Annotated in this window: 20 protein-coding genes; 3 read left to right on the top strand and 17 right to left on the bottom strand. The window is 71.0% G+C overall.

Annotated features, from left to right (window positions below):
- Window positions 1-44: 44 nt before the first annotated feature.
- Window positions 45-1,535: a Na+/H+ antiporter NhaC family protein gene (locus N1028_RS14405; RefSeq protein WP_259530059.1), complete on the bottom strand. Its 1,491-nt coding sequence runs from the start codon at window positions 1,533-1,535 to the stop codon at window positions 45-47.
- The gene (locus N1028_RS14400) at window positions 1,532-2,701 is read right to left on the bottom strand and encodes an aminotransferase class V-fold PLP-dependent enzyme (protein ID WP_259530058.1); all 1,170 of its coding nucleotides are present in this window, start codon (window positions 2,699-2,701) and stop codon (window positions 1,532-1,534) included. Before N1028_RS14400 ends, N1028_RS14405 begins: the two co-directional genes overlap by 4 nt.
- Window positions 2,702-2,789: 88 nt before the next feature.
- Between N1028_RS14400 and N1028_RS14395 the strand changes: the two genes are divergently transcribed.
- Window positions 2,790-3,326, top strand: coding sequence for a helix-turn-helix domain-containing protein (locus tag N1028_RS14395; RefSeq protein ID WP_259530057.1), 537 nt, complete (start codon window positions 2,790-2,792; stop codon window positions 3,324-3,326).
- A gap of 26 nt (window positions 3,327-3,352) precedes the next feature.
- Here N1028_RS14395 and N1028_RS14390 read toward each other — a convergent pair whose 3' ends face one another.
- From N1028_RS14390 to N1028_RS14380, 3 genes are read right to left on the bottom strand one after another with little or no spacing between them, the layout of a single operon-like run.
- Window positions 3,353-4,393, bottom strand: coding sequence for an alpha/beta fold hydrolase (locus N1028_RS14390; protein WP_259530056.1), 1,041 nt, complete (start codon window positions 4,391-4,393; stop codon window positions 3,353-3,355).
- Window positions 4,390-5,640: an acyl-CoA dehydrogenase family protein gene (locus N1028_RS14385; RefSeq protein ID WP_259530055.1), complete on the bottom strand. Its 1,251-nt coding sequence runs from the start codon at window positions 5,638-5,640 to the stop codon at window positions 4,390-4,392. Before N1028_RS14385 ends, N1028_RS14390 begins: the two co-directional genes overlap by 4 nt.
- A gap of 47 nt (window positions 5,641-5,687) precedes the next feature.
- Complete coding sequence (locus N1028_RS14380; RefSeq protein WP_259530054.1) at window positions 5,688-6,395, bottom strand: SDR family NAD(P)-dependent oxidoreductase; 708 nt, start codon at window positions 6,393-6,395, stop codon at window positions 5,688-5,690.
- A 173-nt stretch (window positions 6,396-6,568) separates the two neighbouring features.
- Here N1028_RS14380 and N1028_RS14375 point away from each other — a divergent pair, with 173 nt between their 5' ends.
- Window positions 6,569-8,029 carry an amidohydrolase family protein gene (locus N1028_RS14375; protein ID WP_259530053.1) on the top strand — a complete coding sequence of 487 codons (1,461 nt, stop codon included), beginning with the start codon at window positions 6,569-6,571 and terminating at the stop codon, window positions 8,027-8,029.
- Window positions 8,030-8,115: 86 nt separating this feature from the next.
- Here N1028_RS14375 and N1028_RS14370 read toward each other — a convergent pair whose 3' ends face one another.
- Together N1028_RS14370 and N1028_RS14365 are read right to left on the bottom strand one after the other, a co-directional pair.
- On the bottom strand, window positions 8,116-8,790 hold the full coding sequence (locus N1028_RS14370) for an HAD family hydrolase (protein ID WP_259530052.1): 675 nt from the start codon (window positions 8,788-8,790) through the stop codon (window positions 8,116-8,118).
- A gap of 123 nt (window positions 8,791-8,913) precedes the next feature.
- Window positions 8,914-9,570, bottom strand: a complete 657-nt coding sequence (locus N1028_RS14365; RefSeq protein ID WP_259530051.1) for a TetR/AcrR family transcriptional regulator — start codon at window positions 9,568-9,570, stop codon at window positions 8,914-8,916.
- Between the two features lie 104 nt (window positions 9,571-9,674).
- On the opposite strand from N1028_RS14365, the gene N1028_RS14360 reads away from it, so the two are divergent.
- Window positions 9,675-10,670, top strand: coding sequence for an NAD(P)-dependent alcohol dehydrogenase (locus tag N1028_RS14360; RefSeq protein WP_259530050.1), 996 nt, complete (start codon window positions 9,675-9,677; stop codon window positions 10,668-10,670).
- A 40-nt stretch (window positions 10,671-10,710) separates the two neighbouring features.
- On the opposite strand, the gene N1028_RS14355 is transcribed toward N1028_RS14360, so the two are convergent.
- The 10 genes from N1028_RS14355 to N1028_RS14310 all read right to left on the bottom strand — a co-directional run bounded on the left by N1028_RS14355 (window position 10,711) and on the right by N1028_RS14310 (window position 22,445).
- The gene (locus tag N1028_RS14355; RefSeq protein ID WP_259530049.1) at window positions 10,711-11,550 is read right to left on the bottom strand and encodes an endo alpha-1,4 polygalactosaminidase; all 840 of its coding nucleotides are present in this window, start codon (window positions 11,548-11,550) and stop codon (window positions 10,711-10,713) included.
- Entirely contained in the window at window positions 11,547-12,512 is a 966-nt protein-coding gene (pip, locus tag N1028_RS14350) for a prolyl aminopeptidase (protein ID WP_259530048.1), read from the bottom strand. Before pip ends, N1028_RS14355 begins: the two co-directional genes overlap by 4 nt.
- A gap of 61 nt (window positions 12,513-12,573) precedes the next feature.
- Window positions 12,574-13,917 (bottom strand): thymidine phosphorylase, encoded by a 1,344-nt coding sequence (locus N1028_RS14345; protein WP_259530047.1) that lies wholly within the window; start codon window positions 13,915-13,917, stop codon window positions 12,574-12,576.
- A gap of 16 nt (window positions 13,918-13,933) precedes the next feature.
- Window positions 13,934-14,827: a DUF808 domain-containing protein gene (locus tag N1028_RS14340; RefSeq protein ID WP_259530046.1), complete on the bottom strand. Its 894-nt coding sequence runs from the start codon at window positions 14,825-14,827 to the stop codon at window positions 13,934-13,936.
- A 54-nt stretch (window positions 14,828-14,881) separates the two neighbouring features.
- Window positions 14,882-15,604 carry a response regulator gene (locus N1028_RS14335; RefSeq protein ID WP_259530045.1) on the bottom strand — a complete coding sequence of 241 codons (723 nt, stop codon included), beginning with the start codon at window positions 15,602-15,604 and terminating at the stop codon, window positions 14,882-14,884.
- Window positions 15,601-16,911, bottom strand: a complete 1,311-nt coding sequence (locus N1028_RS14330; RefSeq protein ID WP_259530044.1) for a sensor histidine kinase — start codon at window positions 16,909-16,911, stop codon at window positions 15,601-15,603. The genes N1028_RS14335 and N1028_RS14330 overlap by 4 nt, the downstream gene beginning before the upstream one ends.
- A gap of 16 nt (window positions 16,912-16,927) precedes the next feature.
- Window positions 16,928-17,749, bottom strand: a complete 822-nt coding sequence (locus N1028_RS14325) for an ABC transporter permease (RefSeq protein ID WP_259530043.1) — start codon at window positions 17,747-17,749, stop codon at window positions 16,928-16,930.
- A complete protein-coding gene (locus N1028_RS14320; RefSeq protein ID WP_259530042.1) occupies window positions 17,746-18,729 on the bottom strand; it encodes an ABC transporter ATP-binding protein in 984 nt (327 codons plus the stop codon). The genes N1028_RS14325 and N1028_RS14320 overlap by 4 nt, the downstream gene beginning before the upstream one ends.
- Before the next feature lie 149 nt (window positions 18,730-18,878).
- Window positions 18,879-21,068, bottom strand: a complete 2,190-nt coding sequence (locus tag N1028_RS14315; protein ID WP_259530041.1) for an acyl-CoA dehydrogenase family protein — start codon at window positions 21,066-21,068, stop codon at window positions 18,879-18,881.
- 129 nt (window positions 21,069-21,197) lie between these two features.
- The gene (locus N1028_RS14310) at window positions 21,198-22,445 is read right to left on the bottom strand and encodes an MFS transporter (protein ID WP_259530040.1); all 1,248 of its coding nucleotides are present in this window, start codon (window positions 22,443-22,445) and stop codon (window positions 21,198-21,200) included.
- Between the last annotated feature and the right edge of the window lie 14 nt (window positions 22,446-22,459).

Below are 22,459 nucleotides of genomic sequence, written 5' to 3'. Positions count from 1 at the left end.
ACCGCGCCGCCCTCAATGGGCACAACTCCCCATCGGGCCGGGGTTCAGTCGACGGGCGGGACCGGCGTGCGACTCTCGGCGCCGCCCTCGCCCTCGAAGCGGCGACCCCAGCCGGTCAGCACCGAGATGGCGATCACGAGGGTGAGCGCGAGCGGGTAGAAGGCGCCGAGGAAGATGGCGGGCGCCGCGACCTCCGGAACACCCTCGTGGCCCTGGGTGAGCAGGCTCGCGATGAGCAGGAACGAGCTCACGATCGGCACCACCGAGCCGAGGCCGAGGGTGAAGCCCTCCATCACGTTGGCCCGGCGGTAGGGGTGCAGCCCGGCCGCGGCGCCGATCCGGTCGGCCACGGGGCCGAACATGATCATCGACGGCCCGTTCACGCCCGCGAACACGGTCGCCGTGGCGAGTGCACCGAGGCCGATCACGACCTCCGCTCCGCGTGGCGTCCTCGCGAACGCCGAGCGGCTCGCGGCGTTCACGATCGCGTCGAACACCCCGGCCTCCTGCAGCACGCCGATCATGCCGAAGATCACGATGCCGAGGCCGATCAGCGGGATGATGTCGCCGACGCCCGCCACGAGGAATCCGCCGGGGGTGCCGTCGTCGTTCGCCGAGATGATGTCGGAGAAGTCCAGCAGACCGGTCACGAGGCCCAGCACGGTGCCCGCGATGAGTCCCACGGTCGTGGCGAGGAAGATGTCGCGCTTCCAGAACGCCGTGAAGAGCAGCAGCGCGATCGGCACGAGCATGATCAGCGGCAGCGGGCCGGCCCCCGTTGCGTCGACGATGTCGGCGGCGCTCATGTCGGTGCCCGGCGACACCGCGGAACCGATCACGAGGAACAGGATGGCGCTGACGGCTGCGGCCGGCAGCGCGAACTTCGCCCGCGACCGCACGACGCCGCCGATCTCGGCCGTGCCGACCTTGCGCCGGTAGCGCTGGGTCGAGGCCGAGACGATCGTGGAGTCGGAGATCGGCGCGAGGCTGTCGCCGAAGAGCGCTCCCGAGAGGATGGCTCCGGCCAGGAGCAGAGGATCGGCCCCGAGCAGCACGCCGGCCGGGTAGAAGATCGGGAACGCGGTGAAGAGCGTGCCGATCGAGGTGCCGGTCGACATCGAGATGGCACAGGCCATGAGGAAGATGACGGCGATGAAGACTCCACCGCTCACGCCGAGGGTGCTCGCGAGCCAGACGAAGCCGCCCGAGACGTCGGTGGCCGTGATGAGCGCCGAGACGAGGCTCACCGTCAGCAGGATCAGCAGAAGCGTGACCGAGGGGCGCGACGAGACGCCCGAGATCACCGCGTCCCAGAACCGGCTGTACTTGCGCGAGAACAGCGCCGCGATGATGAGGCCGGCGAGCCCGGATGCGGTGAGGGCGTTCATGTCGAAGACGGCGAAGACCACGAAGTAGGCGATCACGCCGATGAGGAAGACGAAGGGCGCGATGAGTGCGCCGAGCATGCCGACGCGGAAGGTCAGCGGCTCGTGGGCCGTCGCCTGCTCGCTGGCCGGGGCCTTGCTGTCGGTCACGATGCGTCCTTCCCATGGCGCGCGGCGGCGATGGCGGTGAGCGCGGCCTTCACGTCCGCTTCGGTGTTGTAGTAGTGCAGCGACAGCCGCAGCAGGCGGCTGCGGGGCGCCGACATGACGCGGTGCTCGTGGATGGCGGCCGAGAGCGCCACCGGGTCGTCGTCGTAGAGCGCCACCTGGGGGCCGCGGCGCGCCGCCGAGGCCGGGCGGCTGAGCTCGACGCCGAGCTCGGTGAGCCCGTCGGCCAGCAGGTCGCTGAGCCGCACGACGTGCGCCCAGCCGGCCTCCTGGTCGATCGACTCGAGCAGAGTGAGTCCGGCGCCGGCGGCGTACACCGCGGGGACGGCCGGGGTTCCGCTCTCGAAGCGGCGTGCGGTCTCGGGGTAGTCGACGAGCGCGGGGTCGAAGGCGAAGGGGTCGACCCGGCCGAACCAGCCGGTGAGTTCTGGCATCCGATCGCTCGTGATGCCACCGCGCACGTAGAGGAACGCGACGCCGGCGAGACCGAGCATGTACTTCAGGGATCCGGTCGTGAGGTAGTCGCAGTCGAGCGCCTTGACGTCGATGGGCACGACGCCCGCGCCCTGATAGGCATCGACGAACACCCGGGCGCCCGCCGCGTGCGCGAGCTCGGTGACGGCGGCCGCGTCGGCACGCGATCCGTCGTGGTAGCTCACGAGCGGCACAGACACGAGCCTGACTCCCTCGTCGATGAGGGGCGCCCACGCGTCGGCCTCGAGCGCGGCGATGCGGTCGTCGATCGAGCGGATCTCGGCCCCGTTGGCCTGCTGGGCCCGCAGCACGTGGCCGACTGAGGGGAACTCCAGATTCGAGGTGAGGATGGCGCCGCCCTTCGACCAGTCGAAGCTCGAGACCATCTGGTACGCGGCCTCGGAGGCCGAGGGGACGATGGCGATCTCGTCAGGCGAAGCGTTGATGAAGGCCGCGATGCGCACGCGCAGGGATTCCACCTCGTCCATCCAGAGACCCCAGGGGGCCGCGGAGTCGGTGATGGAGTCGGTGACCGCGGTCAGCGAGGCGGAGAGCTGATTCGAGAGCGCACCCTGGCTGCAGCTGGCCAGGTGCACCATGTTCGCAAGGGGCGGGAAGTTCGCTCGGAAGTCCTCGGCCGAGAAAGGCGTCGAGGAGGGATGCGTCGTCGTCATGCGGGCGACTCTAATGCCGATCGTCACCTGGATGAAAGAGAGTTAACGTGATTGAAACTTATTCTGACGCCGCCCCTAGGATTCCATCATGACTTTCCGAATCCGCGAGATCCGGGCCCAGCGCGGCCTCACCGTGGCGCAGCTGGCCGGTGCGGCGGGCGTCTCGAGCGGGCTGATCAGCCAGGTGGAGCGGGGTCTCGCCGATCCGAGCCTCGAGACCCTGCGCCAGATCGCGCGGGTGCTCGAGGTGCCCCTCTTCGAGCTCTTCGTCGACGAGGAGGAGTCGAGCCGGGTCTCCGTGATGCGCAAGGGCGAGCACATCGAGATCACCACCCCGGCGACCTCGATCACCTACACGCGCCTGTCGAAGGCGCGCGGAACGATCGAGGTGCTGCAGGGCGACATCGCGCCGGGCGGCGAGTCGAGCACCGAGCCGCGCAGCCACGCGGCGGAGGAGTGCATCGTGGTCGTGGCAGGAACCCTGTCGATCGACGTCGACGGGTCGACCGTCGTGCTCGAGGCGGGGGACAGCTGCCACTACGACTCGCGGCTGCCCCACCGCCTCTTCAACGACAGCGAGGAGAAGGCGACCTACATCGTCGCCATCACCCCGCCGAGTTATTAGACGGTCCTGCTGCTGAGAGCCGGCTGCTAGGAGATGCGGCCTATCCATTCCAGGATCGGCACGATCGCCTCGTCGGAGTTCTTCTCCAGCATCATCGCGTGTCCGTTGCCGCGCGCTCCGTGCTCGCCGAGATTGAGGAACTCGGCGCTGCCCCCGGCGGCATTGACGTAGTCGACCATGAGGGGCGCCCACGCCGTGAACGGCGAGGTCTCCCCCACCACCACGACCACCGGCAGATCCTTCAGCGCCGGGAGCGTGTGGCTGCCCGGGTTCTCGGTCACCGCCGCCTCGAGCGCGGCCGCGTCCGACACGGGCGGGTCGTAGGTGAGCGGCGACGCCGCGATCCCCCAGTCGAGCCGGGTGCCGGGGCCGAACTCGTGGAACGGGGGCCCCATCGGCTCGATCGCCACATGCGCCTTCACGAGCTCCGGCCGGGCGTCGGCCACGAGCCACCCCGTCGGCCCGCCCGCGGAGTGCGTCACGAGCACCGCGGGGCCGATCCGGTCGAGCAGCCGGCTGATCCGGTCCTGGTCCATGCGGTGCGACTCGGCGAGGTCGGCGGGGAGGAACCCCATGCCGGAGATGAGCTGGTCGAGCATCGGATCGCCGATGCCGCCGGACCAGAGAGACTGGTCGTGCCCGTCGATCTCGGTGTCGAACAGGCCCATCGCCATCTCGTAGCTGAACTGGGCGCCCGGGGTGCCCACGACATCCGGATGCGCCCACGAGCGACCGTGCGCCGGCCGGTCGACGAGGTACACGAGGTATCCGGCGTCGACGAACTTGTCCGACCAGCCGGGCCGGCCGTCGGGCGTGCCGCGCCAGTCGGTGATCTGACCGCCGCCGCCGTGCACGAGCACGAGCGGATATGGCCGGGTGATCTCCTCGGGCGCCTCCCACTCCACGAAGAGCGGGGCGCGCTGCACGGTGCCGCGCTCGCTCTCGACACGCTCGCCCGCGATCCAGAAGTGACCGCGGCGGACCGCGCGCACGGGGTAGTGCTCGAACTCCGCGGGGAGCGCCGCTACGCGGCCTTCGGCGACGTCGGTCGCTGCACCCTCGCTCACATCTGGCCCAGGGCCTGGCGGGCGATCAGCTGGAAGGTCGCATCCCGCAGCTGCGGGTTGCGGTGACCGGCGGCCTGCGCCATGTCGCGGAAGATCTGCTCGAACCGCTCGCCCTTCTTCGAGGCCGAGGCCCCGATGGTGCGGTAGAGGTCGCGCTCCACGACCTCCCAGGTCTGGATGATGACCTCGCGGCCGATCGCGCCGAGGATGGCGTCGGTCTCCTGGGAGAACGGCGCGATGCCCGCCACGTTGTCGGCGGCTGCGTCCTGCCACATCTCGAGCGCCTTGTAGGTGGCGGCCTCGTTCATGGCGAGCTTCGCGATGGCTCCGCCGTAGTAGCGCAGGAAGTCGGGGTCCTGGCTGCGCATCACGAAGGGCGGGATGGTCGTCTTGCGGGTGGTCATGAGCGCCGCGAACTCGTCGAGGGCGCCGTACGCTCCGCCGAGGCAGAGCGCGGCGAGGGCGAGACCGAACGAGCTCATGTGGCGCGCCGAGTACATCGAGTTGCCGTAGGCCGCCGATCCGGGGCTGTCGCCGTCGAAGGCGTAGTCCATGAGGTCGGCGTCCTCCACCAGGAAGCGCTCGGGCAGGAAGGTGCCGTCGAAGCGGATGCTGTTCGAGCCCGACGAGCTCAGGCCGATCATGTTGCCCCAGTCGTCGAGGATCTCGAACGTCTCCTTGGGCGCGATGTAGAGGCCGAGCCGTGGCCCGCCCTTCTCGGTCTTGCCCGGCAGCATGCACTGACCGAGGAAGTAGGTCGACCACGGGATGCCGGAGCAGAAGTTGACGACGCCGTTGAGCTCCCAGCCGCCCTCCACGGGCGTGGCCTTCACGGTGGGCGCGTACATCGATGCGGCCCGGAAGTCGCCGCCGGCGTAGACCTCGGCGTGGATCTCCTCGGGGAACCAGTTGGCGAACATGAGGGCGTGGTTGGCCGAGAGGCAGAAGCTCCAGGCGATCCCCATGTCGGCGCGCGCGATCTCCTGCACGACCTTGAAGAACGTCACGGGCGGCACCTCGAGCCCGCCGTGGGCGCGCGGGATGTACATCCCGTAGAAGCCCTCCCCGTCGAACCGGCGGTGCAGCCCCTCGGGGATGTGGGTGACCTCCTGGCCCTCGGCCGAGTAGGAGATGATCTCGTCCCGCATCGACCGGGCGGCCGCGACGAGCCGCTTCTCGAGCGCGGCGGGATCCTCGTGGGGCGTGCTCTCGGCCTGGCTGGGCCGGGCCTCCTCGGTGATCGTCATCGTGCGTTCCTTTCGTCGTTGAAAAGGCACCCGGAGAGGGTGTCGGGTCAGGTGATCGACCAGCCGCGGTCGACGTAGAGGTTGACGGCCGAGACGCCGCGGTTGCGCAGCAGGAACTGCGTCGCGTCGACGACGTCGGCCATGGTGGCGAGCTTGCCGCCAGGGGTGCGGCTCTCGTAGCCGTCGAGCACGCCCTCTGGCTTGTTCGCCCAGAACGGGCTGTCGCCGATGATGCCGGGGTGCAGGGCGTTCACGCGCATGGGGGCGAGCTCCAGAGCGAGGGTGTTCACGAGCCCGGTCACGCCGCCGTTGATGGAGGAGACGGTCGTCGAGCCCGGATACGGCAGGTCTTTGGCGCGGCCGCCGAAGAGCACGATGCCGGTGTCGACCGTGGGGTCGAGGCGGTCGAGCAGGGTGTGGATGGTCTCGGTGTAGCCCACGAGCTTGAGGGTCACGAGGCGGATGGCGCGCTCGATGTCGTAGTCGCGGATGGTGTTCTGGTCGCGCTCGATGGCGGCGAGCACGAGGCCGTGGGCCTGGCCGACGGGCTTCAGCTGCTCGGCGATCGAGCGGGGCTCGGAGATGTCGAGGGCGATCCCGGTGGCCTTCGGGCCGAGCGAAGCGGCGATCTCCTCGGTGCGGGACTGGTCGCGGCCCGTGATCACGACGCTGTCGCCGCGATCGATGCAGTCCTTGGCGAGCTCCAGGCCGATGCCGGAGGTCCCTCCGACGACCACGATGGTTCTGTCGCTCACTTCAACCAGCCCTTCTTCGCGCTTGTGTTCGTTCTACATACTATAACTAGTTGCTTCGGATTGTCTGTCAAACTTTGTCTGACAATAGTGCCAAGCTCTACTGGACAACCTGTGCAGTAGAACTTAATCTGAACGCAGCAGTGAAACGCAAGTCAAGGAGGATGAGCGCCCACATGTCCAGCACCCCCACACCCGATCAGCCCATCGTGTTCCGGAACGGGATCGTCCTCACCATGGACGATGCCCACACCGTCATCCCGAACGGTGACGTCCTGGTGATCGACGGGAAGATCGCCGACGTCGGCGTCGGCCTCGCCGCTCCCGACGGAGCCTTCGAGATCGACGCCAAGGGCGGCATCCTGCTGCCCGGCATGGTCGACACGCACCGCCACATGTGGCAGTCCGCCATGCGCGGCTACGGCGCCGACTGGACCCTCACGCAGTACTTCGTCTGGTACTACCTCGAGCACGGCATGAAGTTCCGCCCGCAGGACGTCGCCGCCGGCAACCTCATCTCGGCGCTGGACGCCGTGGAGTCGGGCGTCACCACGAGCGTCGACTGGTCGCACGGACTGCGCACGCCCGAGCACGGCGAGGCGGCGCTCGAAGCCCTCGCCGACTCCCCCGGCCGCTTCGTGCTCGCCTACGGCAACCTTGCCGCGGCACCCTGGGAATGGACGCAGGATCCGGAGGTGCGCCGCCTCGTCGAGCGCGCCCGCGACGACTCGCGCCTGTTCGGCGCCCAGCTGGCCTTCGACGTGCCGGCCGCCGAGGAGGAGTTCCTCGAGAAGGCCGCCTTCGAGGCCGCTCGCGATCTCGGCGTGGGCGTCACCACCCACGTGGGCGTCTGGGGAGCCACCAACGACAACGGCGTGCGCCGGATGTACGAGAACAAGGTCATGGATCCCGGCACGGTCTACGTGCACGCCGCGAGCCTCAACGACGAGTCGTACCAGATGATCGCGGGCACGGGCGGCACCGTCTCGCTCTCCACCGAGAGCGAGCAGACCTGCGGTCAGGGCTACCCGCCCGCGCACGCGCTCCGCCGCCACGGCATCCAGGCCTCCCTCTCGGTCGACACCAGCGTGTGGTTCAGCGCCGACATGTTCGCAGCGATGCGCTCGACCATCGGCGCCGACCGCTCGCTCGAGCACCTGCTCGCGCACGAGAAGAACGAGACCGTCACGCACGCTGTGCTCCGGGTGGAGGACGTGGTCGACTGGGCCACCCGCGGCGGCGCGAAGGCGCTCGGCAAGTGGGACCAGATCGGCAGCCTCGAGAAGGGCAAGCTCGCCGACATCGTGCTCATCAAGAACGACGACTCCCCCACGATGACCCCGATCCTGAACCCCTACGGCCACGTGGTCTACCAGGCCGGCCGCGGCGACGTGCACACCGTGCTCGTGGGCGGCAAAGCGGTCAAGTTCGACGGCAAGCTCACGGGCGGCGACCTGCCCTCCGTGCGCGCGAAGCTCGAGGACACCGTCTCGTACCTGCAGGGCGAGCTCGGCGACGACACCTGGAAGTCGGGTATGAACCCCGAGATCCCCGAGGTCGAGATCCTCACGAACCCGTACCAGTACCTCAAGGACGAGGCGGACCAGCCGGCCGCCGCGCACGCGCACAAGCACTAGAGCAGCGCTTCGATCACGGATGGCGGATGCCCGCCCGGGAGACCGGGTGCGGCATCCGCCATCGCTCGTCTGGGCGCCCCTCGTGCTCAGGCGACGATGGCGAGCAGCTCGTCGAGCGAGCGGATGACGTGGGCGGCTCCCGCCGAGCGCAGCGCCTCGCAGTCGGGGTGCTCGTCCGGCACCGCCGCCGCCACCCCCACCGGCGTGTAGCCGGCGGCCGAGGCCGAGCGGATGTCGTCGGGCGAGTCGCCCACGAAGAAGGCCAGCGGGCGGATCGGCCGGTGCCGCAGGAGCATCCCGTAGGTGTCCGAGACGGCGGCGTCGATCGAGTTCCAGACGGGCGGCACGGCGAGCGAACGCTGGTCGAACCGCACGGCCGCGGGCGAGGATCCGGAGACGACCCCGAGCCACGCTCCTCCACCGCGCAGGGCGCCGAGGCACTCGACCGCACCCTCACGGAGGTGCGCCCGCACCTCGGAGAGCTCGGCCATCCACTCCTCCTCGGCCCCGGCGCGGTCGTCCTCGGCGAGGCCGAGGCGCTCGAACAGCTCCGCGAGGGGCAGCCGGAAGCGCATGGCGAACTCGGCTTCCCCGAGGCACGGCAGACCCCGCCGTGCGAGCACGAGATTGAGCGCGGCCCTGGCACGATCGGCGTCGACCACGATCGTGCCGTTCCAGGCGAACATCACCATGGTCTCGGCGAGCGGGCCCGGGGGCGCGCTCGAGCGGGTCGCCTGCGCCCGCCCGGTTCCCGCACCCATGGAGCAATCCTCGACGGCGCCGGCGGCCGGCCGACGGCACCGCACCCCACCGGAGGGTGAACGACGGGTGAAGAGCCGGTGCGCGGTGAGGTCGGGGCACTGTGCTGTCAGCACGCTCTGCGGTCAGTGCGTGCCGGTCTCGCGAGCGTGCTGCAGTTCGAGCTGATCGAGGATCAGGGCGAGCCCGTAGCCGAACTCGTCTGCGAAGGCGAAGTCCTGGCCCACCACCATGACCGCGAGGTATTCGGCGAGAAAAGGGTACTGCTCGAGCGGCACCCCGATCTCCTCGACGAACTCGTCGGTGCGCTCGCCCTCCTCCATCGGGAGGTTCTGCTCGGTGAGCGCGAAGCCGTAGACGTAGGAGTCGATCGCGGCGAACGCGTGCGCGGCGAGCGGCACCGACAGCCCGCTCGTGCGGAGGCAGGCGAGCACCGCCTCGTGATCGGCGAGGAGCGTGGGCCCTGGCGATCGGCGCGCCTCCACGAGCGTGAGCGCCCACGGGTGCGCGGTGAGCACGCCCCTCAACGATCCGGCCCGCGCCTCCATCGCCTCGCGCCAGGGGTCGTGCCGGCCGGGGACCGCGACGCCGGCGAAGATCCAGTCGGCGAGCGCATCGAGCAGATCGCCCTTGCTCCGCACGTGGTGGTAGAGCGACATGGCCTCGACGCCCGCCTCGCGGCCGACGTTGCGCATGCTGACGGCCGACAGGCCGCCCCGGTCGGCCACGGCGACGGCCGCCTCGAGGATGCGCTCGCGGGTGAGGGCAGGGCGGTCCTTCACGCGATCGGCCTCCTCATCCCGTGCCGCCCCTCGACGGCCGGTTGCGCTTCTTACAGGTGTAAGGATACTCTCCTGGAAGAGGCTTACAGGTGTAAGGAGATGTCATGCGGGCTGCGGTCAACACGGAGTACGGCGACCCCGAGGTGGTTCGGGTCAGCGATATCGAGCGGCCGGTGCCCGGGCAGGGCGAGGTGCTCGTGCGGGTGCACGCCGCCGCGGTCACCGCCGCCGACTCGAGGCTCCGCGCCCCCCGGTTCCCGCGCGGCTTCGGGCCGATGGGGCGGCTCGCACTCGGCCTCCGCCGGCCGCGCCGGCCGGTGCTCGGCAACTGCGTCTCGGGCGTGGTCGAGGCCATCGGAGGCGAGAACGCGGGAGCCGGCGGAGGACGTCTGCGCGTGGGTCAGGAGGTGGCCGGCATGACCGGGGCCCGGATGGGCGGGCACGCCGAGTTCGCGCTCGCGAAGGCCTCGCGCCTCGTGCCGAAGCCCGCGGGCGTCTCCCACGATCAGGCGGCGGGGGTGCTCTTCGGTGGCACGACGGCGCTGCACTACCTGCGGGAGAAGGGCCGGCTGGCTCCAGGTTCCTCGGTGCTCGTGGTGGGGGCATCCGGAGCCGTCGGCACGAACGCCGTGCAGCTCGCGGTGCACCTCGGCGCGCGGGTGACAGCGGTCACGAGCGGAGCCAACGTCGAGCTCGTGGAGCAACTCGGGGCCTCCTCGATCGTCGACCACTCCGCGCCGGGCACGCCCGCCGCCTGCGGTGGGCGCGGGCACGTGCCCTACGGACTCGCCGAACGCTTCGACCTCGTGCTCGACACCGTGGGCGTGCTCTCGCCGACGACCGGGCGGCGGCTCCTCACCGGGCGCGGTGTGCTGCTGCTCGCCGTGGCCGACCTCGGGCAGACGCTCCGCTCCGTGGGCCGGGTGAAGAGCGGGCCCGCCCCGGAGCGGCCCGGGGTGTTCGCCGAGCTGCTCGACCTCGTCGACCGCGGACTGATCGAGGTGGTCGTGGAGTCGGTGCATCCGCTCGATGACATCGTGACCGCCCACCACCGCGTGGACTCGGGGCGGAAGGTGGGCAACATCCTCGTGCACCCGTGACGCGCGCTGCAGCCGCCCGGTCGGGTGCCGGCAGCAGGCGTCAGCAGCGGGCGTAGACGTGGCCCTCGGCGCCGGCCGGAGCGAGATCCCGGTCGCGGAGCACGGTGCCGAAGGGGCGGGCCGGGTCGGCGCACGCCTCCTCGAAAGAGGTGAGGGCGCCCTCGAACCCCTCTGCGCCCGCCTCGAACGCGTCGGCGTACTCGATGTCGATCACGCGGTCGCCGTAGACATCGGTGTAGGCCGAGCACTCCTCGTAGTAGGCGCACTCCTCCGCCACGGCGAAGTCGAACCCCATCTCGTCGTGGCCGCGATCGGCGAGCTGCGGCGTGTTCTTCTGGCCGGCGGCGAGCCCCGCCGCGTGCGCCTCCTCGACGAGGAGGGTGCCGAAGGCGACCGCCTCCTCGAGGCCGAAGGCGCCGTCGGACCGCGTGTACGAGTCGAGGTTGTCGAACTCCACCGCCTGGAACCCCGCGTCGGCGCAGCCGCCGATGACCGGAGCGAGAACCTCTGCGGCCGCCTCCCGGTTCTGGGCGGTGCGGATGTCGAGCAGGCGCTCGTCGGGCCAGCCCGGGTCGAACACCTCGGCTCCGGATGCGTCGTGCAGCACGAGCTCGTCGGGCCAGTCGGCGCCGGGCTGGGTCTGGAAGCCGTTCACGTAGCAGATGCTGTAGACGCCCGCGGCGGGCTCGTCGGTGCTGTCGCGCGCCACGACCGTCACGCCCTCGGGCTGCGTGTAGCCGCCGCCGAGCTGGTAGTCGACCACGGGGTCAGCGGGGAAGAGCGTGGGGTCGGTGGTCGGCCCCGCGCATCCCGCGAGCAGCAGGGAGAGGGCGCCGGCCGCCGCGACGGCGAACGCGGCGAACGATCCAGCCGCCCTCACCCGCGCTGCCCGAACCGGTCCGTGGCCCGGATGAGCGCATCCAGGATGCCCGGCTCGTCGAACGCGTGACCGGCATCCGGGATGATCTCGAGGTCGGCCTCCGGCCACGCCCGGTGCAGGTCCCACGCGTTGTAGAGCGGCGTGCAGAGGTCGTAGCGGCCGTGCACGATCACGGCGGGGATGTGCTTCAGCCGCGGGGCGTCGCGGAGCAGCTGCGACGGCTCGAACCAGCCGCCGTGCACGAAGTAGTGGTTCTCGATGCGCGCGAAGGCGAGCGCGTACTCCGGCACCGCGAACGCCTCGACGAGAGCGGGGCGCGGCAGCAGGGTGAGCGCCGACGCCTCCCAGGTCGACCACGCGACGCCCGCGGGGCCGTGCACGGCGGGGTCGGGGTCGTTCAACAGGCGGTGATAGGCCTCGATCAGGCTGCCTCCCCGCAGCTCCTCGGGCACCGGGGCGAGGAACGACTCCCAGAGGTCGGGCAGGATCGCCGAGGCGCCGCCTTCGTAGAACCACTCCAGCTCGCTCGGCCGAAGCATGAAGATGCCGCGGAGCACGAGCTCGGTCACCCGCTCCGGGTGGGTCTCGGCGTAGGCGAGCGCGAGCGTGCTGCCCCACGATCCGCCGAGCACCTGCCAGCGCTCGATGCCGAGCGCTTCGCGGAGGCGCTCGATGTCGGCCACGAGGTGCCAGGTGGTGTTGGCCGCGAGATCGGCGCCCGGCGAGCTCGCGTGCGGCAGGCTGCGACCGCAGCCGCGCTGGTCGAACAGCACGATGCGGTAGACGGCCGGGTCGAACAGCCGGCGGTGCGCCGGGCTCGTGCCGCCGCCCGGGCCACCGTGCAGGAACACCACGGGCTTGCCGTCGGCGTTGCCCGACTCCTCCCAGTACACGGACTGGCCGTCGCCGACGTCGAGCATCCCGTGCGCGTGCGGCTCGATCTCGGGGTACAGGGTTCGCATGCTGCGAGCCTATTGCTGCTCGGCCGCGCCGGCTCAGCCCCGGGGGTTCAGCCGCGGGGGTTCAGCCGCGCGGGTCGGCCGCGATCTTCTCGATGATGATCGGCAGCGCGGGCGCGGCCGGCTCGGCGGTGACGGTCACAGCGGCCCGGATCCGAGCCGCCCCCCGCTCCCACTCGGCCTCGCTGCGGGCGTGCAGCACGCAGATCGGCGCGCCCGGGCCGACAGCGTCGCCGAGCTGGGCGAAGCGGCTGAAGCCCACGGTGAAGTCGATGTCGTCCTCGGGCTTCTGCCGCCCGCCGCCGAGCTCCACGAGCGTGAGCCCCACGTCGGTCGTGTCCATCGAGGCGAGGTGCCCCGCCGTGGTGGGCTCGACCGGGCGGATGACGGCGGCCGAGGGCAGGTGATCGCGCGCGTTCTCGACGAAGTCGGCGGGGCATCCCTGCGCCGTCATGATCTCGCCGAACTTGGCCGCCGCCCGGCCCGACTCGAGCTGCTCGAGGGCGATCGCGCGGGCCTCGTCGAGCCCAGCGGCGAGCCCGGCCAGCACGATGATCTCGGAGGTGAGCTCGAGCACGAGCTCGAGCACCCGGGCGTCGCGCTCGGCACCCGTGAGGAAGTCGACCGTCTCGATCATCTCGACTGCGCTGCCGACGGTCGTGCCGAGCACCGAGTTGAGCTCCGTGATCATGATGACGCTCGGGATGCCGGCGCCGGTCGCCACGTTCGACATCGAGTGCGCGAGCTCCCTGGCCCGGTCGAGCGTGTGCATGAAGGCGCCCGTGCCGCAGCCCACCGAGATCACGACGCCAGACGGGTTCGCCGCGAGCTTCTTCGACATGATCGAGCCCGTGATGAGCGCCACGCTCTCGACCGTGGCCGTGGTGTCGCGCACCTTGAAGATGGTGCCGTCGGCCGGCGCGAGGTCGGGGCTCGGGCCGATGATCGCGCCGCCCGTGCGGGCGACGGTCTCGACGAAGGTCTGCACGCTCGGTGCGCCGTCGTAGCCGGGGACCGAGTCGAGCATGTCGATCTCGCCGGGGCAGTAGTCGAGCCCCCAGGCCGACATGTTCGGGATGAAGACGCCGGCGGCCGCCACGATCGGCACCACGAGCAGCGTGATCTTCTCGTCGCCGACCCCACCCGAGGAGTGCTTCTCGATCACGCGCGCGTGGTCGACGCCCGCGGCCTCCCAGTCGGCCACCGTGCCGGAGTCGCGCATGGCGAGCACGAGGTCGACGATCTCGCGGGTCGTCATGCCGTTGAGGTAGGTGGCCATCGTGTAGGCGCCGATCTGCGCCTCACCCACCTCCCCCGTGCCGATGCCGGCCACGAACGAGCGGATCTCCTCGGTCGAGAGCTCGAGGCCGTCGCGCTTCCTGCGGAGCACTTCCTGGGCTTGGAACATGGGGGTCCTTCCGAGTTCAGTGTGCGGCGGCCGCGGTCTGCTTCTTCGGCAGCACGCGCCGGATGCCCGCGATCACGAGCACGATGAGCATGCCGAGCACGAGCCCGAACACGGCCGACATCGCGGTGTCGGCGATCCAGACCACCACGGGCCCGGCCGCCTCGACGGCGTGGGTGACCACGTGCACGAGGTCGTGGGGCCCGTGCCAGAAGGTCTCGGCGAGGTTGGCGATCACGAGGTGCCCACCCACCCAGAGCATCGCGACGGTGCCCACGATGCTGATCACGCGGAACACCGCGGGCATCGAGGCCACGATCCGCGCGCCGGTGCGGCGCACCTTCCGCGAGGGGCTCTTCATCAGGCGGAGGCCGACGTCGTCGATCTTCACCAGCAGCGCCACGGCGCCGTAGACGAGCGCGGTCATGCCGAGGCCGATCACGGCGAGCGCGCCGAGGGTCATCCAGATGCCGAAATCGGGGTCGAGGCTCGCGAGCGCGATGAGCATGATCTCGGTGCTCAGGATGAGGTCGGTGCGGATGGCGCCGAAGACGAGCTTCTTCTCGTCGCGCGCCCCTTCGTCGTGGCCGCCGTGGTGCACCCCGAACCACTCGGTGACCTTCTCGGCGCCCTCGAAGCACAGGTAGGTGCCGCCGATGATGAGCAGGAACGGCAGCACCCAGGGCGCGAACGCCGAGAGCAGCAGGGCGAGCGGGATGATGATGACGAACTTGTTGAACAGGCTGCCGAGGGCGATCCGCCAGACCACAGGCAGCTCGCGGGCGGGCGTGAGGCCCTGCACGTACTGCGGGGTCACGGCCGCGTCGTCGATCACGACGCCGGCCGTCTTGGCGCTCGCTTTGAGAGCGGCGGTGAGGATGTCATCCACCACGGCGAGGAGGCCTACCGACATGTTCGCTTCTCCTGGATCAGGGGGTGGTCGGTCTCCAGATTAGCGCGGCCGGGCTCACACCAGTCCCGCACCGTACGCGTAGATGACCGCCTGCACGCGATCCCGCAGCTCGAGCTTCAGGAGCACGCGGCCCACGTGGGTCTTCACGGTCGACTCGGAGAGGTAGAACCGGGCGGCGATCTCGGTGTTCGTGAGCCCCTCGGCCATGGCCACGAGCACGTCCCGCTCGCGTTCGGTGAGGCTCGCGAAGCGCTGGTCCGGTGCCGGGGCGGTGTCGGCCGCCGCGCCTCCCGGCGCACCGGAGGGCAGCTGCGGCCCGAAGAGCTCGAGGAGCTTGCGGGTGACGCGCGGCGACACGGCCGCGTCGCCCGAGGCGACCGCGCGGATGGCCGCGGCGAGCTCGGCCGGCTGCGCATCCTTCAGCAGGAAGCCGCTGGCGCCGGCGTTCAGCCCCGCGAAGGCGTACTCGTCGAGGTCGAAGGTGGTGAGGATGATGATGCGGCTCTCCGGGTGCGCCTCGACCACCCGGCGGGTGGCCTCGATGCCGTCCATGCCGGGCATCCGCACGTCCATCAGCACGACGTCGGGCCTCAGCCTGGCCACAGCGGCGAGCGCCTCGTGGCCGTCACCGGCCTCGCCCACCACCTCGAAGCCGGGGTCGGCCTCGAGCACCATGCGCATCCCGAGCCGGATCAGCTGCTGGTCGTCGACGAGCAGCAGGCGGATGCGCGGTGCGGCTGCAGGGGCGGGGGCGGGGGCGGGTGTCGAATCGGTCATCGTGGGCCTCCGGGGTCGTGAGGGGTCGAGGGCAGGGTGGCGTTCACGCGCCAGCCGCGGCTGCCGGCCGGGCCCGCACTCACGGTGCCGCCGTAGACGGCCACGCGCTCGCGCATACCGATGAGGCCGCGACCGGATCCGGCCGAGGAGGCGCCGCGGCCGGGGTCGACGCCGTCGTCGGTCACCTCGATCGAGACGGCCGATCCGCCTCCCGGTGTGCCCACGTAGCGGAGCACGACGTCGACGGCGGTCACCTGCACGGCGTAGCGAAGGGCGTTCGTGAGGGCTTCCTGCACCACGCGGAACACCGTCACCTGCAGGGGGAGATCGGCCGGTGGCTCTCCCGAGGTCGTGAAGCGCACCGGCAGACCCGCGGCCCGGAACGAGGCGATGAGCTCGGGGAGGTCGGCGAGCCCCGGCTGGGGTGCGATCGGCGCTGCGCCGCCGCCGCGACCGTCGGGCTCGGTGAGCACGCCCAAGGAGCGCCGCACGTCGGTGAGCGCGCGCCTGGCCGTGATGCCGGTCTGCCGCACCGCCTCCTTGGCGGTCTCGGGCGAGCGCTCGATGCTCGCCTCCGCGCCGTCGGAGAGGGCCACGATCACGGTGAGCGAGTGCGCCACGATGTCGTGCATCTCGCGGGCGATCCGGGCCCTCTCGGCGGCGGCCGCCAGCTGGGCCTGCTGGTCGCGCTCCCTGGCGAGCTGCTGGGCCCGGTCGAGCAGCGCCTGGATGTAGCGGCGCCGGTTGCCGAAGGTGATGCCCACGAGGGTGGCGATGGTCATGAGCATCGTCATGAGCAGGCCGTAGCCCACGATCGACGCGAGGTCGAAGGGATCGGAGAGCACCGTCGAGGCGATGCCCACCGCAGACGCGATGAGTGTCCAGAGCCACGCCGCCCTGGCCGAGCGGTACACGGCGAGCGCATAGAGCGCGAACATCATCGGCACGGCGTCGATCTGGTTCGTCACGGGCGCCGAGACCAGCATCGCCGCCGCGCAGATCGTGGCGGTGACGAACGGCACGTGACGGCGGAACAGGAGTCCCACCGTCACGGCCGCCGTCGTGTAGAGCATGAGCAGGCCCCAGACGGGGGTGCTGCGGATCGGGTCGTCGGTGAACGGCGACGCCCCGAACAGCGAGGCGACGAAGGCGACGAGCGAGACCGCCCCCATCGGCACCACGTAGCCCGCGGCGATGAGGCTGTCGAGCACCCACGGGAACCGGTTGAAGTACGAGCGGATGAAGCCGGGGGGCTTCGGGAGACGCAGATCCTCGCTCAGACGCGTCTCCCCTCCTTCTGCTCGCACCCTCTGCCCCGGCCGATCAGGCGTCGCGGCGCTTCAGCAGGATCGCAGCGGGAACGGCCACGACCGCGATCCACCCGAGCATAACGAGGATCGCCTGCCAGGGCTGGAAGACGGTGGCCGGGAAGAACAGGTTCTGCCCGACGCTCATAGGCAGCCACTGCCCGAGCACGGTGACCCACTCGGCGCTGATGAACCCGAGCACGCTCGGCACCACGAGGATGAGACCCATGGCCGCAGCGACACCGCCCGCGGTGTGGCGGATGAGGGCGCCCAGGAAGAAGGCGATGAGGCCCACCAGGGCGAGGTAGCCGGCGGCCCCCACGAGGTAGGGCCACACCTCGGCGTCGAACAGGGTCACGGAGACCCCGCGCGACTGCAGCAGCACGGCGTTCAGCCCGAACGAGGCCAGCACCGAGACGATTCCCACGACGAAGCTCGTGACGCCGAAGACGATCGCCTTGCCCCAGAGCACGGGGAGCCGCCTCGGCACGGCGGTGAGGCTCGAGCGGATCTGCCCGGTGCCGTACTCGCCGGTGATCACGAGCACGCCGAGCACCGAGATCACGAGCTGGTTGAGCATCACCCCGAGGCTCGCCGAGAAGACCGCGACGTCTGCGGGGGCCGACGCTTCGAGGTACTCCTCGGGCTGGGAGAGCACGATCACGGCGCCCATGCCGAGCTGGAGGAGGAAGATGATCGCGTAGGCCCAGACGGTCGAGCGCACGGTCGTGAGCTTGATCCACTCGCTCCTCAGCACGCCGCCGAAGCCGAGCCTGGCCTCCGGGAGGGGCTGGTGCGAGAGGCGGGCCACGGCGGGCCCGGTCACGGTGGCGGTCATCGGAGGGCTCCTTCGGTCGACGCGGATGCTGCAGAGGGGGCGGACGGGCCGGCGGAGGCTGCGGAAGCTGCGGAGGCGCCCACGGTGGTGCGGTACTCGACCTCGTCGCGCGTGAGGTCCATGTAGGCGTCCTCGAGCGATCCGGTGATCTCGGTGAGCTCGTGCAGCGCCACCCCGAGCTGCAGGGCGGCGTCGCCGATCACCTCGGCCGTGATGCCTCGCACCTCGATGGTGTCGGCGGCGGTGCTCGTGACCTCGACGTCGGGCTGACCGAGCCGGCGTGCGATCTCGTCGATCCGAGGGCTCCGTACCCGCACGTAGGTCTTCGTCGAGCCGACGATGTCGCCCACCGGCGCATCCGCGATCACCCGGCCCTTGCCGATCACGATGATGTGGTCGGCGGTCAGCGCCATCTCGCTCATCAGGTGGCTGGAGAGCAGCACGGTGCGGCCCTCGGCGGCGAACTGCCGCACGAAGCCGCGCACCCAGAGCACGCCCTCGGGGTCGAGGCCGTTGACGGGCTCGTCGAGGATGAGCGTGGCCGGGTCGCCGAGGAGCGCCGCAGCGATGCCGAGCCGCTGGCCCATGCCGAGCGAGAAGCCGCCCACACGGCGGCCGGCCACCGAGTGCAGCCCCGTGAGGTCGATGACCTCGTCGACGCGGCGGCGCGGGATGCCGTGGGTCGCCGCGAGCGCACGCAGATGGTTGCGGGCGCTCCGGCCGGTGTGCACGGCCTTCGCCTCGAGCAGGGCCCCCACCTCGTGCAGGGGCGAGCGGTGCTCGGCGTAGGGCATGCCGTTCACGGTCACTCGACCGCTCGTGGGGCGGTCGAGGCCCACGATCATGCGCATCGTGGTGGACTTCCCGGCGCCGTTGGGCCCCAGGAACCCGGTCACGAGCCCCGGGCGCACCGCGAAGCTCACCCCGTCCACCGCTGTCTTGGCGCCGTAGCGCTTGGTCAAGGTCGTCGCTTCGATCACTGTCGTCCCCGCTTGTTCGAGTTGTTCGAGAGGCGCGTCTGCGCCACCTCTCCCACGCTACGAAGAGAGCCCCGCCCGATCGTCGGCCGCGGGTGCCGACGTGGGGCGGGGCTCTGGTACCCGGGTACCAGTGGGGCGGGCGGCACCTCCTACCGGCGCACCTTGGGCTTCTTCTCGGGGGCGGGGAGGGTGCCGGCCGCGCGGGCGTCGCGGTAGTGGTCGCGGGCCTCGGCCTGGCGGGTCTTCTCGGCGCCGGTGGCGATGGCCGCGCGGGTGTGGGCCGGCCCGTAACCGAACGCCTTCACGAGATCTTGGGCGTGCGGGCGGATGCGGGCCGAGAGGCGCTGCGTGTACTGGCCGACGGCCTGGGCGCGCTGGGGCGAGAGCCGACCGTTCAGCAGGTACCAGGCGAGGTGCTTCTCGACGAGGCCGAGACCGAAGAGGTCGCGGAGCCAGGTCAGCACCACGCGCGTACCGTCATCCATGCCCGCACCGACGCCGTGGGCTCCGGCGTCGCCCTCGACGGCCTGGGTGAAGGCCTCCCACTGCAGCAGCTCGGCGTGGGCACGCGCGGCCTCGATGATCTCGACCTGGTGCTGGTTGAAGAGGTCGGCGGCGGCCTTCTGCGAGAGCTTCGACGCGGGGCGGAGCTTCGCGGCGACATCCCCCACCATCGTCTCGACTCGGTCGGTGAGCAGCTGTCGCTGCGCATCGGGATCGCGCAGCTGCCCGACCGAGCGGGCGGTGGAGCCGAAGTCGGCCACGCGCTGCGCGAGCGAGCGCAGCCCGGAGCCGTGCACCGCACGATCCGAGGCCTGCTCCACCACGTAGCGCGCGAGCACGCCGAAGTCGGCCTTGGCGAAGCGGCGGCTGTAGTCGCTGAGGAGGCGCTTGGCCACGAGCTGCAGGAGCACGTGGTTGTCGCCCTCGAACGTCGCGTAGATGTCGAGGTCGGCGCGGAGGCCCACCAGACGGTTCTCGGCGAGGAATCCGGCGCCCCCGCAGGCTTCGCGCGCCTCCTGCAGGGTCTCGAGGGCGTGCCAGGTGCTGAGCGGCTTGAGGGCCGCGGCGAGGGTCTCGAGATCCTGCCTGTCGTCGTCGGTGTCGGCGGCACCGGAGAACACCTGGTCGAATTTCGTGAGCAGCTGCTCGTGCGCGAAGCTCGCAGCGTAGGTGGTGGCGAGCTTGGGCATGAGCCGCTTCTGGTGCAGCTGGTAGTCGAGCAGCACCTCCTCGTCGGTGTCGCTGCCTGCGGTGAACTGGCGGCGCTCGTTGCCGTAGGTGACCGCGATGGTGAGGGCGATCTTCGCGGCGGCCACCGAGGCGCCGTCGAGCGAGACGCGGCCCTGCACGAGGGTGCCGAGCATGGTGAAGAAGCGGCGGCCGGGGCTCTCGATGGGGCTCGAGTAGGTGCCGTCCTCCGCCACGTCGCCGTAGCGGTTGAGCAGGTTGGCGCGGGGAACCCGCACGCCGGTGAAGTGCAGCCGGCCGTTGTCGATGCCGTTGAGGCCGCCCTTCAGCCCGTCGTCCTCCCCGCCGATGCCGGGCAGGAACTCACCTGTCGCCGGATCGCGCAGCGGCACATAGAAGGCGTGCACGCCGTGGTTGACGTTCTTGGTCACGAGCTGGGCGAAGACCACGGCGGCGAGACCGTCCTTGGCGGCATTGCCGAGGTAGTCCTTCCAGGCTCCGCGGAAGGGGGTGTCGAGCACGAACTCGTGGCTCGCCTCGTCGTAGGTGGCGGTGGTGCCGATGGCGGCCACGTCGGATCCGTGCCCGGTCTCGGTCATGGCGAAGGCGCCGGGCACCTCGAGGCTCATGATGGCGGGCAGGAAGGTCTCGTGGTGGTAGGCGGTGCCGAGGTGCAGCACGGCCGCGCCGAACAGGCCCCACTGCACGCCCGACTTGATCTGCAGGCTCGGGTCGGCGGTCACGAGCTCCTCGAAGCCCGCGATGTTGCCGCCGTGGTCGTCCTCGCCACCCTGCTCCTTGGGGAAGGCGCGGTGCACGGCGCCGTCCTCGACGAGCAGCTTCAGCTGGCCGAAGACCCGCTCGCGGTGGTCGGCCATCGTCTGGCCCTCGATCCGCTGCATCTCCGGCCGGGCCGTCAGCTCGCGGGAGGCCAGACGCACGTCGGCCCAGGTGCCGAGCAGGTAGCGGCCGAGCCACTCCACGTCGGTGCGCGCCACCACCACGTCGGAGCGCTCGGACTTCGCGCCGCTCTTGTCGCGGCCGCCCTTGCGGGGCACGCGAGCGCTCTCGTCGAGGTCGTTCTCGATCACCTCGACCGCTTCGTCGGTGCTGGGTGCCGTGGTTGTGTTCTCGACCGTGTGCGTCATCGCCATCCTCGTGATCGACCGTGTTCGTGTGGGCGGATCCCACGCTAGGTCGGGGGTCGGGGATGCGGAAACCAGGCGTGCGCCGCCTACAAATGCGCGGGAGCAGTCGAGGAGGCAGCTGTGGAACGGCTACAACGGGCGGGGCTCGGGACGTGTCGAGTCAGACAAAGCGCGCACGGCGCCTCGCCGGCCGGCAGCGCGATCGATCGCGGCCAGCACGAGCGCCGCCGTGGCGAGGAGCGCGAGGATCGGCGCCATCACGTCGATCGCCGGGCCGAGCCCCAGAGCCGTGGCCAGCGCTCCCGCCCCGACCGCTGTCGACGCCTGCAGCAGATAGGCCACGAGGTAGACCAGCGAGAGGGTGGCGCCGCGATGCTCACCCGGCGCCACGCGGGTCACGAGTGCGAGGCCGCCACTGAAGGCGAAGGAGTAGCCGGCACCCCCGACGACGCACCAGGCGAGGAAGAGGCCGAGCGACCCGCTCGCCGCCGACCACGCCATGAGGCCCAGGGAGGCGAGCACCACGAGGCCACCCGTGATGATGGCGGCGTGCGCCGGCACGGAGCGCAGGAAGAGCGCGGTGAGGCCGATGGCGACCGACGAGATCCCGAGGAGGGCCCCGATCACCAGGAGGTCGGTCGTGCCGGTGAGCTCGCGGGCCATCTGGGCGCCGAGCGAGAGGAAGACGGCGCCCATGCTGTAGGCGGTCGCCACCGAGAGCGCGGCGGCGAGGAAGGGCAGCAGGATGCCGTGTGGCAGCCGGAGCGCTGCCGGGCGCCAGGCCGCTCCCTCGCGTCTCGCTCCACCGGCACCTCTGGGCGCATCCGCGGGTGTCCGCCAGACCGCGACGGCGGCGCCGGCGCAGAGCACGGCGAGCACCACGTAGGAGAGCACGAGCGGCAGCGGTGCGTACTGCGCCAGGGCTCCGGAGACGACCAGCGCGAGCGTGAGCCCTGCCGCCGTCGACACCGTGGTCAAGGTGCTCGCCACCCGTGGGTTGCCGGTCGGGTTGTTCTCGACGAGGGCGGCGCTGGCGGCACCGAGCGCGAATCCCGTGCCGATGCCCTGCAGGATGCGTCCGGCGAACAGCCACCCCACGTTCGGCGCTGCGGCGAAGACGATCGCGGCGGCGGCCAGCAGTGCCACACCGAGGAGCATGGCGCGTCGGCGGCCGATGACGTCCGAGACCCCGCCGAAGAGGAGGAGCACGATGAGCAGCGCCGCCGGATAGGCGCCGAAGACGGAGGTCGTGACCACGGCGGGCAGGCCCCAGGCCTCCGCGTACTCGGGGTAGAGCACGCTCGGCGCGCCGCTGGCCCACAGGCACAGCGCGAGAACGGCGGCGGACGACCAGAAGGCGGCTCGGGATCGAGGCATAGCCGCACTCTACG

This window comes from Herbiconiux oxytropis, from assembly GCF_024979315.1.
In the GTDB taxonomy this organism is placed as follows: Bacteria; Actinomycetota; Actinomycetes; order Actinomycetales; family Microbacteriaceae; genus Herbiconiux; species Herbiconiux oxytropis.
This window is presented reverse-complemented; position numbering and strand designations above follow the sequence as displayed.